Below are 13484 nucleotides of genomic sequence, written 5' to 3'. Positions count from 1 at the left end.
CAGGGGGCGAAGGGCCCGCCGATCGGTCGCCGGCGGGCAGTTGGCGGTAAAGGGTAACGATTGCCGGGTGAACTGCAAGCCTGGCTTTCGGTGGGTGCGCCGGGCCTGCAGCGCCGTTCGCGGCGGCTGTCAGGCTTCCTGACTGGCCGCCTGGATCGCGGTAAGCGCGATGGTGAAGACGATGTCGTCCACCAGCGCCCCGCGCGAAAGGTCGTTCACCGGCTTGCGCAGGCCTTGCAGCATCGGCCCCACGCTGATCACCCCGGCGCTGCGTTGCACGGCCTTGTAGGTGGTGTTGCCGGTGTTCAGGTCGGGGAACACGAACACGGTGGCGCGACCGGCGACCTGGCTGTTCGGCGCCTTCTGCCGGCCGACGCTCTCGATGGCGGCGGCGTCGTACTGCAGCGGGCCGTCGACCAGCAGGTCGGGGCGGTTCTCGCGGGCGATGCGGGTCGCCTCGCGGACTTTCTCCACTTCCTCGCCACTGCCGGAGTCGCCGGTGGAATAGCTGATCATCGCCACCCGCGGCGAAATGCCGAAGGAAGCGGCCGAATCGGCGCTCTGGATGGCGATCTCGGCCAGCTCCGCGGCGCTCGGGTCGGGATTCACCGCGCAGTCGCCGTAGACCACTACCTGGTCGGGCAGCAGCATGAAGAACACCGAGGACACCAGCTTGTAGCCCGGCGCGGTCTTGATCAGCTGCAACGCGGGGCGAATCGTGCTGGCGGTGGTGTGCACGGCGCCGGAGACCAGCCCGTCGACTTCGTCCAGCGCCAGCATCATGGTCGCCAGCACCACGCTGTCTTCCAATTGCTGCTCGGCCATCGGCGCATTCAGGCCCTTGTTCTTGCGCAGTTCGACCATCGGTTCGACGTAGCGCCCGCGGATCAGGTCCGGGTCGAGAATCTCCAGCCCGGCCGGCAGCGTGATGCCGTGCGCCTGGGCGACGGCCTGGACTTCCTCGGGCTTGGCCAGCAGCACGCAGCGGGCGATGCCGCGCGCCTGGCAGATCGCCGCCGCCTGCACGGTGCGCGGCTCGGCGCCTTCGGGCAGGACGATGCGCTTGTTCGCCGCCAGCGCGCGCCGGACCAGTTGATAGCGGAACGCCGGTGGCGACAGGCGCAACTCGCGCGGATCGCCGCAGCGCTGCTTGAGGAACTCGTGCTCGATGTGCCCGGCGACGAACTCGGTGACCTTCTCCGCGCGCTCGCGATCATCCACCGGAATCTCGTTGTTCATGCGGTTGAGGTTGGTGGCGGTGTCGTAGGAGCCGGTGGACACCGTGAGCACCGGCAGGCCGCCATGCAGCGCGCTCTTGCACAGCTCCATGATCCGCGGGTCCGGCTGGAAATCGCTGCACAGCAACAGGCCGGCGAGCGGTACGCCGTTCATGCTGGCGAGGCTGGCGGCGAGGATGATGTCGTCGCGATCGCCGGGTGTGACCACCAGCACGCCCGGTTTGAGCAACTGCACGGTGTTCGGCACGGCACGCGCGCAGAGCACGATCTTGAGCATGCGCCGCTGCTCGTAATCGCCGGCGTTGAGCACCCGTGCGCCGAGCAGGTCGGCGATGTCGCGGGTGCGCGGCGCGTTCAGTTCGTCCTGCCAGGGGATGCAGCCGATCAGGCGGAAATCCTCGCTGCGCAACAGCTGGGCGTGTTCCTGCAGGCGCCGGGTGAAGCCCTCGATGCCGTCGTCGCTGCGGATCTTGTTGAGGATCACGCCGAGCACCTTCGGGTCCTTCGGTCCGCCGAACTGCTGGGCCTGGATCTCGATCCGGTCGGACATCTCGGTCAGCGTTTCATCCTCCGGCGCGGAAACCAGGATCACGTCGGCATCGAGGCTGCGCGCCAGGTGCGCGTTGACCCGCGTCGCGTAGCTGGCCTGGCGCGTCGGCACCATGCCTTCGACGATCACCACGTCCTTGTCCTGCGCGGCCTGCTGATAGAGGCTGACGATCTCCTCGAGCAGCTCGTCGAGGTGGCCGTCGCCGAGCATGTGCTCGACGTGCGCCTGGCCCAGCGGCTGCGGCGGCGTCAGGCCGTGGGTGCGGGCGATGAGCTCCGTGGAGCGCTCCGGGCCTTCGTCGCCCGGATGCGGCTGGGCGATCGGCTTGAAGAAGCCGACCTTGAGGCCGCCGCGCTCCAGCGCACGGACCAGCCCGAGGCTTATGGAGGTGAGGCCGACGCCAAAACCGGTCGGGGCGATGAAGAAGGTGTGCATGGCGGTACTCCTGAAACCGGGTGGAGCGTGCAGGCGAGGTTCGCCGGCAGCATCTTGATCAGCCGAGCGAAGCCAGTGTTTCCAGGGCGATCTGGCGTTCCTCGTTGGTCGGCACCACCAGCACCCGCGGGTGGCCAGCGGCTTCGATCGGGCCGGCGACGCCGCGCACGCAGCGTGCGTTTTGCGCGTCGTCGAGGGCCAGGCCGAGCAGCTTGAGGTGGGCGATGGTCTTGCTGCGCACCAGCGGCGAGTTCTCGCCGATCCCGCCGGTGAAAATCACGCCGTCGAGGCGTTCCAGCGCGCAACTCATGCTCGCCAGCGATTTGCCCAGGCGGTAGCAGAACACCTCGATGGCCAGCGCCGCGCCGGGGTGGCCCTGTTCGCGGGCCTGCTCCAGCGTGCGCATGTCGTTGGACATGCCGGACAGGCCGAGCAGGCCGCTGTCGTTGTTCAGCATGTGGTCGATCTTTTCCAGGTTCCAGCCCAGGTTGCGCGCCAGGTGGCTGTGCAGGTTGGGGTCGACGTCGCCGCTGCGGGTGCCCATCACCAGGCCTTCGAGCGGCGTCAGGCCCATGCTGGTGTCGCGGCTCTCGCCGTTGACGATGGCGCAGGTCGAGCTGCCGTTGCCCAGGTGCGCCACCAGCCAGCTGCTGGAGGCGTAGGGCAGGCCGGCCATCTGCGCGCCGCGATGGCTGACGTAATGGTGGCTGGTGCCGTGGAAGCCATAGCGGCGCACGCCGTGCTCGCGGTACAGCGCCTCCGGCAGGGCGTAGCGGTAGGCGTGCTCGGGCATGCTCTGGTGGAACGCGGTGTCGAACACGGCGACCTGCGGCAGGGTCGGGAACAGCTTCAGCGCCGCCTCGATTCCCTGCAGCGCGGCGGGATTGTGCAGCGGTGCCAGCGGCGCGATGCTGGCGATGGTGGCGATCACCTGGTCGTCCAGCCGGCGCGCACGGGTGAAGGATTCCCCGCCGTGCACCACGCGATGGCCGATGCCGTGCAGGTGTCCGCCAGCGGCGCCTTGCACCATCGGCAGGAGATAGGCGAGGGCGATGCGGTGGTCGGCATTCGGGATCGCCAGGCTGTCCTTGCCGCCATCACGCTGCCAGTGGAGCACGGCATCCGCGCTGCCGAGGCGTTCGGCCAGGCCACTGAGGGGGAAATGTTCCTGTGCTTCGTTGACCAGGGCGAACTTGATCGAGGAACTGCCGCAGTTGATGACCAGGATATTGCGTGCTGGCATTCAGGAATCCTTGCTCTGTTCGGTCTGTTGGATGCGGCACCAGCCGCAGGCAAACGGACGGCCTAGCTGAGCGAGGCGTCGTGCCGGGTCGAGCACCCATTCGCGCAACTGCCAGGGCGGTTGATGGCGCAGATGCTGGGTGTGACCGCAGGACAAGATTGCCACCCAGTGGCCGTCCTCGTCCTGACGGAAATCAAGCAGGTATGGGCGGTCCCGTCCGTCAGCGCCGGGTTCGCTTTCCCGCGGGGCGACGGTTAAACTCGTTCGTTCATCATACTTTTGCAAAGGTCCCGCCCCATGCTGATCGCCGCCAACAAGGCCGTCTCCATCGACTATACCCTGACAAACGACGCTGGCGAGGTGATCGACAGCTCCGCCGGTGGTGCGCCGCTCGCCTACCTGCAAGGCGCAGGCAACATCATAGTCGGTCTGGAAAAAGCCCTTGAAGGCAAGAAGATCGGTGACCAGGTCAAGGTCGCCATCGAACCCGAAGACGCCTATGGCGAGTACAGCGCCGAGCTGGTCACCACCCTGAGCCGCGCCATGTTCGAGGGCGTCGACGAGCTGGAAGTCGGCATGCAGTTCCACGCCTCCGGCCCGGACGGCGGCATGCAGATCGTCACCATCCGTGACCTCGACGGCGACGATGTCACCGTCGACGGCAACCATCCTCTGGCCGGCCAGCGCCTGAACTTCGATGTTACCGTGGTCGACGTTCGCGACGCCTCCGCCGAGGAGATTGCCCACGGCCACATCCATGGCGAAGGCGGTCATCATCACTGATCGGCATCGATCGAAAGGCGCCTCCGGGCGCCTTTTTATTCGGCGCGGAAAAAGGCGGCAAGGCGTCGTCAGGAGTTCGTCATGAGTGTCTTCCACGATCTGCAGCTGCTCGACCTCGAAGGTCGTCCGCTGCCTCTGGCGCCCTTCAAAGGCAAAGTCGTGCTGGTCGTCAACGTCGCCTCCAGGTGCGGGCTGACGCCGCAATACGCCGGCCTCGAGAAGCTCCATCGGCAGTACCGCGACCAGGGCTTCAGCGTGCTCGGCCTGCCCTGCAACCAGTTTGCCGGGCAGGAACCGGACAGCGAGAGCGAGATTCGCGCGTTCTGCAGCCTCAACTACGACGTCAGTTTCCCGCTGGGCGCCAAGCTCGAGGTGAACGGCCCGGGACGGCACCGTCTGTATGGCCTGCTGGCAGGCGAGGGCGCCGAGTTTCCCGGCGACATCACCTGGAACTTCGAGAAATTCCTCGTCGGCAAGGATGGCCGCGTGCTCGCGCGCTTCTCGCCGCGCACCACACCGGATGACCCGGCGCTGATCCAGGCCATCGAGAAAGCCCTGGCCTGACCCTCCCTCGCGCCGGCCGACGGCCGCCACTCGATGACCTCTGATCCCGCTTCATCATCTGCATCAATAGTGATGGGCGCGCGAGACGACCGGTCATATGCTCGTCGCTATGAGCACAAACCCGCGTTCCGACAAGCGTGAACTGATCCTCGCCAAAGGTGCGCAGGTGATGCTGCGTCGCGGCTACCACGGCACCGGCGTGCAGGAAATCGTCCAGGCGGCGAGCATCCCCAAGGGATCGTTCTACCACTACTTCGCGAGCAAGGAAGACTTCGCCCTGCAGGCGCTGGAGTACCTCTACCTACCGCGCCTGGAGCGCTACGCCCAGGCGCTGGCGAACCCGGCGCTGCCGCCGCGCGAGCGCATCCTCGGTTACTACCGCGAGTTGCTGGCGCATTTCGCCCGGCCGGAAAAACTCCAGTTCCACTGCTTCATCGGCAGCCTGAGTTTCGAGATGGCCGAGCTGTCGCCAGCCATCGGTAACCAGGTCGGCGCCATCCTGCAACGCTCGGCGCAGATTCTCCAGGGCTGCCTGGAGCAGGCGCGGGCCGCCGGAGAACTGCCGGCCGACGAGGATTGCGAGAACCTCGCCGCGTTCATCGCCAATGCCTGGCAGGGCGTGCTGACGCAGTTGAAGGTCGGCAGCCGCGGCGAGCCGATCCAGTCGTTCATCGTGCGCCTGGAGCGCCTGCTGCAGGCCTGATTTTTTAACCCAGAAAACGAGACGACCGGTCAGCTGGCCGGCCGAAGGAGAAACGCCCATGTCCGCCCCCTTGCACACCCTGTTCGAGCCCTTCCGCCTGGGCGCTCTCGAATTGCCCACCCGCGTGGTGATGGCGCCGATGACTCGCTCGTTCTCGCCGGGCGGAGTGCCCAATGCGAAGGTCGTCGAGTATTACCGCCGTCGTGCCGGCGCCGGCGTCGGCCTGATCGTCACCGAGGGCACCACCGTCGGGCACAAGGCCGCCAACGGCTATCCGCACGTGCCGCGCTTCTATGGCGAGGATGCCCTGGCCGGCTGGAAACAGGTGGTCGACGCGGTGCACGCCGAAGGCGGCAAGATCGTTCCGCAACTGTGGCACGTGGGCAACGTGCGCAAGCTCGGCACCGAACCGGACGCCAGCGTGCCGGGCTACGGCCCGTGCGAAAAACTCAAGGACGGCCAGGAAATCGTGCACGGCATGACCAAGGCCGACATCGACGAAGTGATCGCCGCTTTCGCCCAGGCCGCGCGCGACGCCAAGGCCATCGGCATGGATGGCGTGGAAATCCATGGCGCCCACGGCTATCTGGTCGACCAGTTCTTCTGGGAAGGCAGCAACCAGCGGACCGACGAGTACGGCGGCGACCTCGCGCAGCGCTCGCGTTTCGCCATCGAGCTGATCCAGGCGGTGCGCGCCGCGGTCGGCCCGGATTACCCGATCATCTTCCGTTTCTCGCAGTGGAAGCAGCAGGACTACAACGCCCGCCTGGTGCAGACGCCGGAGGAGCTGGGCGCGTTCCTCAAGCCCCTGTCCGAAACCGGCGTGGACATCTTTCACTGCTCTACGCGGCGTTTCTGGGAGCCTGAATTCGAGGGTTCGGATCTCAACCTCGCCGGCTGGACCCGCAAGCTGACCGGCAAGCCGACCATCACCGTCGGCAGCGTCGGCCTGGACGGCGAGTTCCTGCAGTTCATGGTCAACACCGACAAGGTCGCGCAGCCGGCCGGTATCGAAAGCCTGCTGGAGCGCCTGAACAATCAGGAGTTCGATCTGGTAGCCGTCGGCCGCGCGCTGCTGGTCGACCCGGACTGGGCGGTGAAGGTCCGCGAAGGCCGCCAGCAGGACATCCTGCCGTTCAGCCGCGACGCCCTTACCAGCCTGGTCTGATTCCTGCCCCCTCGCGCCGTCCCGCCGCTGAAGCGGGGCGGCCGCAACACGCCGCGGAACGCCCGCGTCTAGCGCCGGACCGGGTTGCCGATCTCGCCCTTGCCACCCTCACGTACCCAGAACAGCGTCGCGCCGGCCACGGCGGCGGGCATGATCAGCAGGTTGAGCAGCGGCACCAGCAGTGCGACGTAGACGATGCCGCCGAAGCCCAGGCTCTGCCAGCGCTTGGCGCGCAGCCAGGCGAGCATTTCGTCGAAGCCCAGCTTGTTGTTGTCCGCCGGGTAGTCGATGTATTGCACGGCCATCATCCAGATGCCGAACAGCACCCACAGCGGCGTCGCCACCAGGTTCAGCACCGGGATGAAGGACAGGATCAGCAGGCCCAGCGCGCGCGGCAGGAAGTAGCGCAGCTTGCGCAGTTCGCGGCCCAGGGTGCGTGGCAGCATGGCCACCAGCTCGCCCCAGTGGAACGGTGGAAAGTCGTCCTGACCGCGGACCACCACTTCGACCTTTTCCGCGAGGAAGCCGTTGAACGGCGCGGCGATGATGTTCGCCAGCAGGGTGAAGCTGAAGAAGATCATCACCAGCACGAGCGTCACGAACAGCGGCCAGAGCAGGTATTCGAGGAAGCCCAGCCAGCTCGGCAGGCTCGGCATCAGCGTCTCGACCCAGACGTTGAACTGGGTCAGGGCGAAGCCGACCAGGCCGGCGAACAGCAGCACGTTGATCGTCAGCGGCAGCAGCAGGAACAGCCGCAGGCCCGGGCTGAGCACCAGTCTCAAACCTTCGCGCAGGTACTGCGGGCCACTCAGGGCGGGTAGCGCCATGTCGTCTTCCTCAAGGGTAAGGCTGCCGAGCTTATCAGCGGCGCCGCCTGGCCGCTGCGGCGCAATTTCGACGATGCGTTACCGCGCGTCGGGCTGCGGCCGGTAGAGGAACACCTGGTTGCGCCGTTGCTTGGCCTGATACATGGCACTGTCGGCGGCCCTGATCAGTTCGTCCGGCTGGCGGGCGTGGTCCGGATAGAGCGCGATGCCGATGCTCGGCGTGACGAAGTCCACGCGCTGGCCGTTGAGTTCGAAGGCCGGTTCGAGCACCTGCAGCAGGCGTTCGGCGAGCGCCAGCGCGCTGCTCGCGTCCTCGCCACCGAGCAGCAGGGTGAACTCGTCGCCGCCCAGCCGGTAGAAGTGGTCGGGGTGGCGCAGCGCGCCGCGCAGGCGTTCGGCGATGGCCGTCAGCAGGGCGTCGCCGAGGTCATGGCCGAAACGGTCGTTGACTTCCTTGAAGCGGTCCAGGTCGATGAACAGCAACGCCAGCGGCGCCTCGTCCTGCTGCGCCTTTTCCAGCGCCGCGTGCAGGTGTTCGTCGAAGGCCTTGCGGTTGCCCAGGCCGGTCAGCGGGTCGCGGTAGGCCATGTCCAGCAGGCTGTTCTGGTAGGCCACCAGATCACTCACATCGCGCAGGATGCCGCGGATGCCGGCGTACTGGCCGTCGGCATCCTCGATGTTGGAGAAGCGCGTCTCGAAGTAGCGCAGGCTGCCGTCGCGGCGCTTGAACGGCGAGATCAGGCTGGCGCGCTCGCCCTTGCTCTGGAGCATCAGGGTGCGGGCGCGCTCGACCACCTCGGCATCGAGGATTTCCTCGATGGCATGGCCGACCAGCTGTTCGCGGCTGCAATCCAGCTGCCGCTCGAGGCTGCGGTTGACGGCGAGGATCTCGCCGCCCGGAGCGATCTCGAAATAGCCTTCCTGGATAGAGTCGAGAATCGCCTTGTCGCGTTCCTCGCTGCGTTCCAGTCGCTCCAGCATGTGGTTGAGTTCGCCGGCGAGCTGACCCAGTTCGTCGTCGCCCTGTTCGCTCAGCCGCTGCCGGCCTCTGTCGATGCCGATCGCCGCCACTTCCTGGTTGAGCCGGCGTACCCGCCGCAGCACCCAGCGGTCGAGGCCGGTGTAGGCGAGCAGCAGGGCAGCCACCAGGAGCAGCAGCGTCAGGCCAAGGAAGAAGCCCACCGCCGTGCGGCCCTGCTGGTAGAGCAGACGTGGCTGGGTGATCTGCAGACGCAGCTCGGCCTCGCCCAGCGGATTGAAGAACTGCAGGTCTACCTGCTGGGTGCTCGCATCGAGCACCCGCCGCGGGCTCAGGCGAATCTCGCCCTGGCGCGAACTGCGCGGGCGCAGCTGCTGCCAGCCCGTGGTGTCGCCGGCCAGCGGCACCACCCGCAGGCTGCCGGGCGCGTCCTGGAGGAAACCGTCGAGAAGGCGCTGATCGAGGATCTGCCCGGCGACCACCACCCCGTTGGGCGGCGCCTTGCCCAGGTTATCGCTGATCGGGCTACTCACCAGCAGCAGCGCCACGCCCTGCACGACCATCACCTGGCCCATCGCATGCTGGGCGTCGCCGGCGTAGTCGAGGCTGCCCATCTGCCGGCTGCGCTGCAGGATGCCCTGGCGCAGTCCGATCATGCTGCGCGGGCCTTTGCCGCCCTCGGGCAGCAGGTCCGTCACTTCGAGCAACTGCTGGGCGCGCCAGGTCTGCGCGACGATGCGCGGCTGGCGATCGAAGAACACCATGAAGTCCAGGTCGAGGTTCGCCAGCCTCGCCGCCGGCAGGTTGCTGCGGATGTAGTCGACGCGCGGTCGCTCGATGAAGGTGTAGGTCAGGTCCCACCAGGCCAGGCTGCGCAGCAGGTCCAGGTGGCGGGAGATGTCCGCCTCCATGTGTTCGTGCAAGTGGCGCGACTTGCTCATCAGTTGCGCGCTGTCCTGGCGGTCGAAATGGCTGAGCAACAGCCGTTCGGAGAGCGCGCCGACGGCCACCAGCGTCAGGGTGAGCGTCGGGATGAACAGCCAGAGCAGGCGCTTGCGCAGATTCATGGGAGGGGACGGACCTGTTGGGACAGCGGCGACACCACATACGATAGCCGCTGCCTATCGGGGAAATTGAAAAGCGCCACTTTGCCCAAGCAGAAGGCGGCTATAGGCTCCAGCGCATTCGAGCCGAACCCTGCGCAAACGTGCATCGGGTCGGCGTGTTTTTTCGGAGCCGCCTGTTGAGTCTTCCCCTATTGCCTGGCGGCTCCGCTTTATTCGAGGAGTCCGTGATGTCTGCCGATCGTCATTCGAAGGTGATCATTCTCGGCTCGGGTCCCGCCGGTTACACCGCGGCGGTCTACGCGGCCCGCGCCAACCTCAAACCGCTGCTGATCACCGGCCTGCAGGCCGGTGGGCAGCTGACCACCACCACCGAGGTCGACAACTGGCCCGGCGATGCCCACGGACTCACCGGCCCGGCGCTGATGCAGCGCATGCAGGAGCACGCCGAGCGCTTCGAGACCGAGATCGTCTTCGACCACATCAATGGCGTGGACCTGGCTGGAAAGCCCTTCGTCCTCCACGGCGACAATGGCAGCTACAGTTGCGATGCGCTGATCGTCGCCACCGGCGCCAGCGCGCGCTACCTCGGCCTGCCCTCGGAAGAGGCCTTCATGGGCCGCGGCGTGTCGGCCTGCGCCACCTGCGACGGCTTCTTCTATCGCAACCGCGAAGTGGCGGTGGTCGGCGGCGGCAACACGGCCGTGGAAGAAGCGCTGTATCTGGCCAACATCGCCAGCAAGGTGACCCTGGTGCATCGGCGCGGCAGCTTCCGCGCCGAGAAGATCCTGCAGAACAAATTGCAGGCCCGTGTCGCCGAAGGGCGCATCGTGCTCAAGCTGCATGCGGAAGTGGAAGAGGTGCTGGGCGATGCCGGCGGCGTCACCGGCGTGCGTCTGAAAACCGCCAGCGGCAGCGAAGACCTTGCCGTCGACGGCCTGTTCGTCGCCATCGGCCATACGCCCAACACCGGCCTGTTCGAAGGCCAGTTGGCGCTGCGCGACGGCTATCTGGTGGTGGGCGGCGGGCGCGACGGCAATGCCACCGCGACCAGCCTGCCGGGCGTGTTCGCCGCCGGCGACGTCGCCGATTCGGTGTATCGCCAGGCGATCACCTCGGCCGGCGCCGGTTGCATGGCCGCCCTGGACGCAGAGCGTTACCTCGACCAGGCCTGAGCCGGGACCGTCAGGCCTTACGGGCCAACGGCTGGCGGGCGAAACGCACGCCGGCCAGCCCGGTTTTCATCAGCGCACGGATGTTGCCGTGGTCGCTGCCTTGCGGATTAGCCAGCACGCTGCGGTAGTGTTCGCCGAACGCGCGCAGGGCTTCTTCGTCGCTCAGTGCTTCCAGTTGCGCCAGGCCGAGGGTCTTGCAGGAACCCTCGTTCTGCCCCTCGGCATTCTCTACCGCGCCGTTGACGAAGGCGCTGGGGCTGAACCGGTAGTTGGCCTCGATGAAGGCGAGGGTGTCGGCGAAGCGATGTTCGTCGCTGCCGAGGGCGGCGCGGAAGTCGTCCAGCGTCATACCTTGTTTCCCTTGTCGAAAGCGGCCTTCTGCTCGGCGCTGGCTTCCTTCTGGTATTTAGCTTTCCAGTCGGCGTAAGGCATCCCGTAGATCTCCTCGCGTGCCTGTTCCGGGCTGACGTCCAGGGAGAGGTCGTCGGCGGCGGCTTTGTACCATTTCGACAGGCAGTTGCGGCAGAAGCCGGCGAGGTTCATCAGGTCGATGTTCTGCACGTCGGGGCGCGAGCGCAGGTGCTGAACCAACTGACGGAAAGCGGCGGCTTCGAGCTCGATGCGTTGTTCTTCGGTCATCTCGATTCTCGCGGGCGGATTGATCGGTGCCCGGCGCAAGGCGGCGGGCGGTGAGGCGTGGCGATGATAACGCGGGCCCGGAACGATCATCCAGCCTCGCTCGGCGGGCTCGTCGGCCAGCCTTCGCGAGGAACTTTGCCGCGCGCCGCCGGGTCCGGACATCAGGTGCCTGCCGCTCGGGCGGGCGCATCGCATCCCATGGGGAGTACGCATGTCCATTGGAAAGAAACGCTGGGTGATCGCCGAAGGCTACCTGCCGCCACTCGGTCCGAACCCCGACGACCGCACCCTGCGCAGCCACGAGGCGGCGTGCATCCTGAATGCCGGCGACCAGCCGGCGCAGGTCGCCATCACGCTGTACTTCGCCGACCGCGAGCCCATTGGCCCGTATCGCCTCAAAGTGCCGGCGCGGCGCACGCTGCACGTGCGCTACGACGACCTCGACGACCCGCAGCCACTGCCGCGCGAGACCGACTACTCCAGCGTGATCGAATCCGACGTGCCGGTGGTGGTGCAGCACACCCGCCTGGACGCCCGCGCCGGCATCGCCCTGATGAGCACGGTCGCGTTCGCCGAATGAGTGTCTAGAGCGGGCCCGGGTCGCAGCGGGTGAGGATGCCGACCGAGTTGCGCTCGGCCGTGCGGATGAACGACTGCGTCATCATCGCGATGTCCTGAATGATGAACAGCTTCTTCTCCGGGTTGCTCAACAGCTCGGTGGAGAGGTGCGAACTGTCCTGGATCGCCGGCCAGGTGCACCAGATCGAGATGATCTGCTCGCCGCTGTCCTTGATCGTGGCTTCCTCGTAATTGACCTTGTAGCCCACCGACTCGGCGCCGCCGAAGGTGTAGCGGAAGGTTTCGCGCACCTCGTCGGTGGTCTGCGCGGCCGGCAGGAAGTAGGCGATGATGATCCGGTCCACGTTGAAGCCGATCCACATCTTGGTCGCGACGCCCGGCGTGTCCAGGCGGTAGTTGGCGCCGAAGATGTTGTTCATCTTCGAGACCTGCACCTTCGGCTTGTGGCCGTTCGAGTCCTCGATGCGTTCCAGCACCGACGGCAGCTGCTTGAGCAGCAGGCGCTCGGTCTTGCTCACCAGGAACTGCAGGTTGGCTTCGCGCTCGCCGAAGATCAGCACCATGCTGATTACCAGCGCCGTGGCGGTGATCTGCGCCATCGACAGCGAAAGCAGAATCCAGTCGCTGCGGTCGGGAACGCCGACGAAGGACAGCGAGATGTAGATGGAGGCGGCGAGGCAGCTGAACAGCGCGGTGACGATGGTGATCTTGATCCAGCGCGGCAGGTAGATGATCTTCTTCGAATCAATCAAGCGGGGCTTCCTTCCTCAGGTGCCGGCCGCCGTTGATCACGACGTTGCTGCCGGTGGTGTAGTTGGATTCGAGCAGGTACGCGACGGTCTGGATCAGCGGCTCGGCCCCGGGCTCGAACTCCAGCAGCGCCTTGCGAAAGGTTTTCTCGACGTATTCCGGGGTGCTGTCCTCCTTGAGGATCAGCAGGCCCGGCGAGATGCTGTTAACGCGTACGTTCGGCGCGTACATCTCGGCGAACGAGAGGGTCATGTTCTGCAGCGCGGCCTTGCTGGCGGCATAGGCGACGTGGTTCTTGCTGCCACGCGAGGCGCTCTCGTCGCAGATATGGATGATGTCGGCGCGGCCGGCCTTCTTCAGCCAGTCGCCCAGCTCCAGGTTCAGCTGGAACGGTGCCTCCACGTGCAGGCGCAACATCGCCTCGAGGTTTTCCAGGCTATCGTCCAGCCACTGCGAGGCGTTGTGGACGATGCCGCGCAGCGCCTCGTGGCGGGCTCGCACATGGGCGACAAGCCGCTCGCGCTGGGTGCGGTCCATCAGGTCCGCCTGGAAATGGACGATCCGCGGATGCTTCGGCGAGGTGTCGGTGCGGTTCACCGAAAGGATGTCGTAACCCCGCTCGGCCAGGCTCAGGGCCAATTCGTAGCCGACGCGCTTGCTGGTTCCGGTGATCAGGAGAGGAGTGGTCATGTCGAATAAATTCAATCCGTTACGGCATGACCCATCTTATGCATATGCGCCGCCCGCGGCCAGCCTGGCGGCCGCGGGCCGCGGGCGGCGGCGCGCG

General features: G+C 66.5%; 15 protein-coding genes. 6 read left to right on the top strand and 9 right to left on the bottom strand.

Annotated features, from left to right (window positions below; all coding sequences use genetic code 11):
* Positions 1-129 precede the first annotated feature (129 nt).
* The 3 genes from pta to B2X67_RS20780 are packed head-to-tail and all read right to left on the bottom strand — an operon-like array spanning position 130 to position 3631.
* A complete protein-coding gene (pta, locus tag B2X67_RS03365; protein ID WP_286784607.1) occupies positions 130-2223 on the bottom strand; it encodes a phosphate acetyltransferase in 2094 nt (697 codons plus the stop codon).
* Between the two features lie 58 nt (positions 2224-2281).
* Positions 2282-3466, bottom strand: a complete 1185-nt coding sequence (locus B2X67_RS03360) for an acetate kinase (protein WP_286784606.1) — start codon at positions 3464-3466, stop codon at positions 2282-2284.
* Complete coding sequence (locus B2X67_RS20780) at positions 3467-3631, bottom strand: DUF3565 domain-containing protein (RefSeq protein ID WP_376747811.1); 165 nt, start codon at positions 3629-3631, stop codon at positions 3467-3469.
* Positions 3632-3763: 132 nt separating this feature from the next.
* Between B2X67_RS20780 and B2X67_RS03350 the strand changes: the two genes are divergently transcribed.
* The 4 genes from B2X67_RS03350 (at position 3764) to B2X67_RS03335 (ending at position 6684) form a co-directional block, all read left to right on the top strand.
* Positions 3764-4249: an FKBP-type peptidyl-prolyl cis-trans isomerase gene (locus B2X67_RS03350; RefSeq protein WP_286784605.1), complete on the top strand. Its 486-nt coding sequence runs from the start codon at positions 3764-3766 to the stop codon at positions 4247-4249.
* An 81-nt stretch (positions 4250-4330) separates the two neighbouring features.
* On the top strand, positions 4331-4813 hold the full coding sequence (locus B2X67_RS03345) for a glutathione peroxidase (protein WP_090227445.1): 483 nt from the start codon (positions 4331-4333) through the stop codon (positions 4811-4813).
* A gap of 97 nt (positions 4814-4910) precedes the next feature.
* Positions 4911-5516, top strand: coding sequence for a TetR/AcrR family transcriptional regulator (locus B2X67_RS03340; RefSeq protein ID WP_282343299.1), 606 nt, complete (start codon positions 4911-4913; stop codon positions 5514-5516).
* 58 nt (positions 5517-5574) lie between these two features.
* Positions 5575-6684, top strand: a complete 1110-nt coding sequence (locus B2X67_RS03335) for an NADH:flavin oxidoreductase (RefSeq protein WP_286784604.1) — start codon at positions 5575-5577, stop codon at positions 6682-6684.
* Between the two features lie 68 nt (positions 6685-6752).
* Here B2X67_RS03335 and cysZ read toward each other — a convergent pair whose 3' ends face one another.
* Both cysZ and B2X67_RS03325 read right to left on the bottom strand, forming a co-directional pair.
* A complete protein-coding gene (gene cysZ, locus B2X67_RS03330; protein ID WP_282343295.1) occupies positions 6753-7511 on the bottom strand; it encodes a sulfate transporter CysZ in 759 nt (252 codons plus the stop codon).
* A 78-nt stretch (positions 7512-7589) separates the two neighbouring features.
* Positions 7590-9557, bottom strand: a complete 1968-nt coding sequence (locus B2X67_RS03325; protein WP_286784603.1) for a sensor domain-containing diguanylate cyclase — start codon at positions 9555-9557, stop codon at positions 7590-7592.
* Between the two features lie 227 nt (positions 9558-9784).
* Here B2X67_RS03325 and trxB point away from each other — a divergent pair, with 227 nt between their 5' ends.
* On the top strand, positions 9785-10729 hold the full coding sequence (gene trxB / locus B2X67_RS03320) for a thioredoxin-disulfide reductase (RefSeq protein ID WP_090226888.1): 945 nt from the start codon (positions 9785-9787) through the stop codon (positions 10727-10729).
* A gap of 10 nt (positions 10730-10739) precedes the next feature.
* Here the strand turns inward: trxB and B2X67_RS03315 are convergent, their stop codons facing one another.
* Positions 10740-11078 carry a HopJ type III effector protein gene (locus tag B2X67_RS03315; RefSeq protein ID WP_282343288.1) on the bottom strand — a complete coding sequence of 113 codons (339 nt, stop codon included), beginning with the start codon at positions 11076-11078 and terminating at the stop codon, positions 10740-10742.
* Positions 11075-11368, bottom strand: coding sequence for a DUF1244 domain-containing protein (locus B2X67_RS03310; protein ID WP_282343286.1), 294 nt, complete (start codon positions 11366-11368; stop codon positions 11075-11077). Before B2X67_RS03310 ends, B2X67_RS03315 begins: the two co-directional genes overlap by 4 nt.
* Before the next feature lie 211 nt (positions 11369-11579).
* On the opposite strand from B2X67_RS03310, the gene B2X67_RS03305 reads away from it, so the two are divergent.
* Positions 11580-11948: a sensory rhodopsin transducer gene (locus B2X67_RS03305; protein ID WP_282343285.1), complete on the top strand. Its 369-nt coding sequence runs from the start codon at positions 11580-11582 to the stop codon at positions 11946-11948.
* Between the two features lie 4 nt (positions 11949-11952).
* Here B2X67_RS03305 and B2X67_RS03300 read toward each other — a convergent pair whose 3' ends face one another.
* Both B2X67_RS03300 and folM read right to left on the bottom strand, forming a co-directional pair.
* Positions 11953-12699, bottom strand: coding sequence for a hypothetical protein (locus B2X67_RS03300; RefSeq protein ID WP_273231959.1), 747 nt, complete (start codon positions 12697-12699; stop codon positions 11953-11955).
* The gene (gene folM / locus B2X67_RS03295; RefSeq protein WP_282343282.1) at positions 12692-13387 is read right to left on the bottom strand and encodes a dihydromonapterin reductase; all 696 of its coding nucleotides are present in this window, start codon (positions 13385-13387) and stop codon (positions 12692-12694) included. The genes B2X67_RS03300 and folM overlap by 8 nt, the downstream gene beginning before the upstream one ends.
* Positions 13388-13484: the final 97 nt, after the last annotated feature.

Origin of the sequence: Pseudomonas sp. UBA3153 (genome assembly GCF_002364635.1) — a bacterium.
GTDB classification, from domain to species: domain Bacteria; phylum Pseudomonadota; class Gammaproteobacteria; order Pseudomonadales; family Pseudomonadaceae; genus Pseudomonas_O; species Pseudomonas_O kuykendallii.
Note: the sequence above shows the minus strand (reverse complement) of the source record. Positions and strands in the feature narration are given on the sequence as shown.

What these genes read in the sequence shown, in the direction of transcription:
- trxB (WP_090226888.1), top strand. Translation starts at nt 9,785, where the DNA reads ATGTCTGCCGATCGTCATTCGAAGGTGATCATTCTCGGCTCGGGTCCC.
- B2X67_RS03325 (WP_286784603.1), bottom strand. Translation starts at nt 9,557, where the DNA reads ATGAATCTGCGCAAGCGCCTGCTCTGGCTGTTCATCCCGACGCTCACC.
- B2X67_RS03310 (WP_282343286.1), bottom strand. Translation starts at nt 11,368, where the DNA reads ATGACCGAAGAACAACGCATCGAGCTCGAAGCCGCCGCTTTCCGTCAG.
- B2X67_RS03315 (WP_282343288.1), bottom strand. Translation starts at nt 11,078, where the DNA reads ATGACGCTGGACGACTTCCGCGCCGCCCTCGGCAGCGACGAACATCGC.
- B2X67_RS03340 (WP_282343299.1), top strand. Translation starts at nt 4,911, where the DNA reads ATGCTCGTCGCTATGAGCACAAACCCGCGTTCCGACAAGCGTGAACTG.
- B2X67_RS03350 (WP_286784605.1), top strand. Translation starts at nt 3,764, where the DNA reads ATGCTGATCGCCGCCAACAAGGCCGTCTCCATCGACTATACCCTGACA.
- folM (WP_282343282.1), bottom strand. Translation starts at nt 13,387, where the DNA reads ATGACCACTCCTCTCCTGATCACCGGAACCAGCAAGCGCGTCGGCTAC.
- cysZ (WP_282343295.1), bottom strand. Translation starts at nt 7,511, where the DNA reads ATGGCGCTACCCGCCCTGAGTGGCCCGCAGTACCTGCGCGAAGGTTTG.
- pta (WP_286784607.1), bottom strand. Translation starts at nt 2,223, where the DNA reads ATGCACACCTTCTTCATCGCCCCGACCGGTTTTGGCGTCGGCCTCACC.
- B2X67_RS03305 (WP_282343285.1), top strand. Translation starts at nt 11,580, where the DNA reads ATGTCCATTGGAAAGAAACGCTGGGTGATCGCCGAAGGCTACCTGCCG.
- B2X67_RS03335 (WP_286784604.1), top strand. Translation starts at nt 5,575, where the DNA reads ATGTCCGCCCCCTTGCACACCCTGTTCGAGCCCTTCCGCCTGGGCGCT.
- B2X67_RS03360 (WP_286784606.1), bottom strand. Translation starts at nt 3,466, where the DNA reads ATGCCAGCACGCAATATCCTGGTCATCAACTGCGGCAGTTCCTCGATC.
- B2X67_RS03345 (WP_090227445.1), top strand. Translation starts at nt 4,331, where the DNA reads ATGAGTGTCTTCCACGATCTGCAGCTGCTCGACCTCGAAGGTCGTCCG.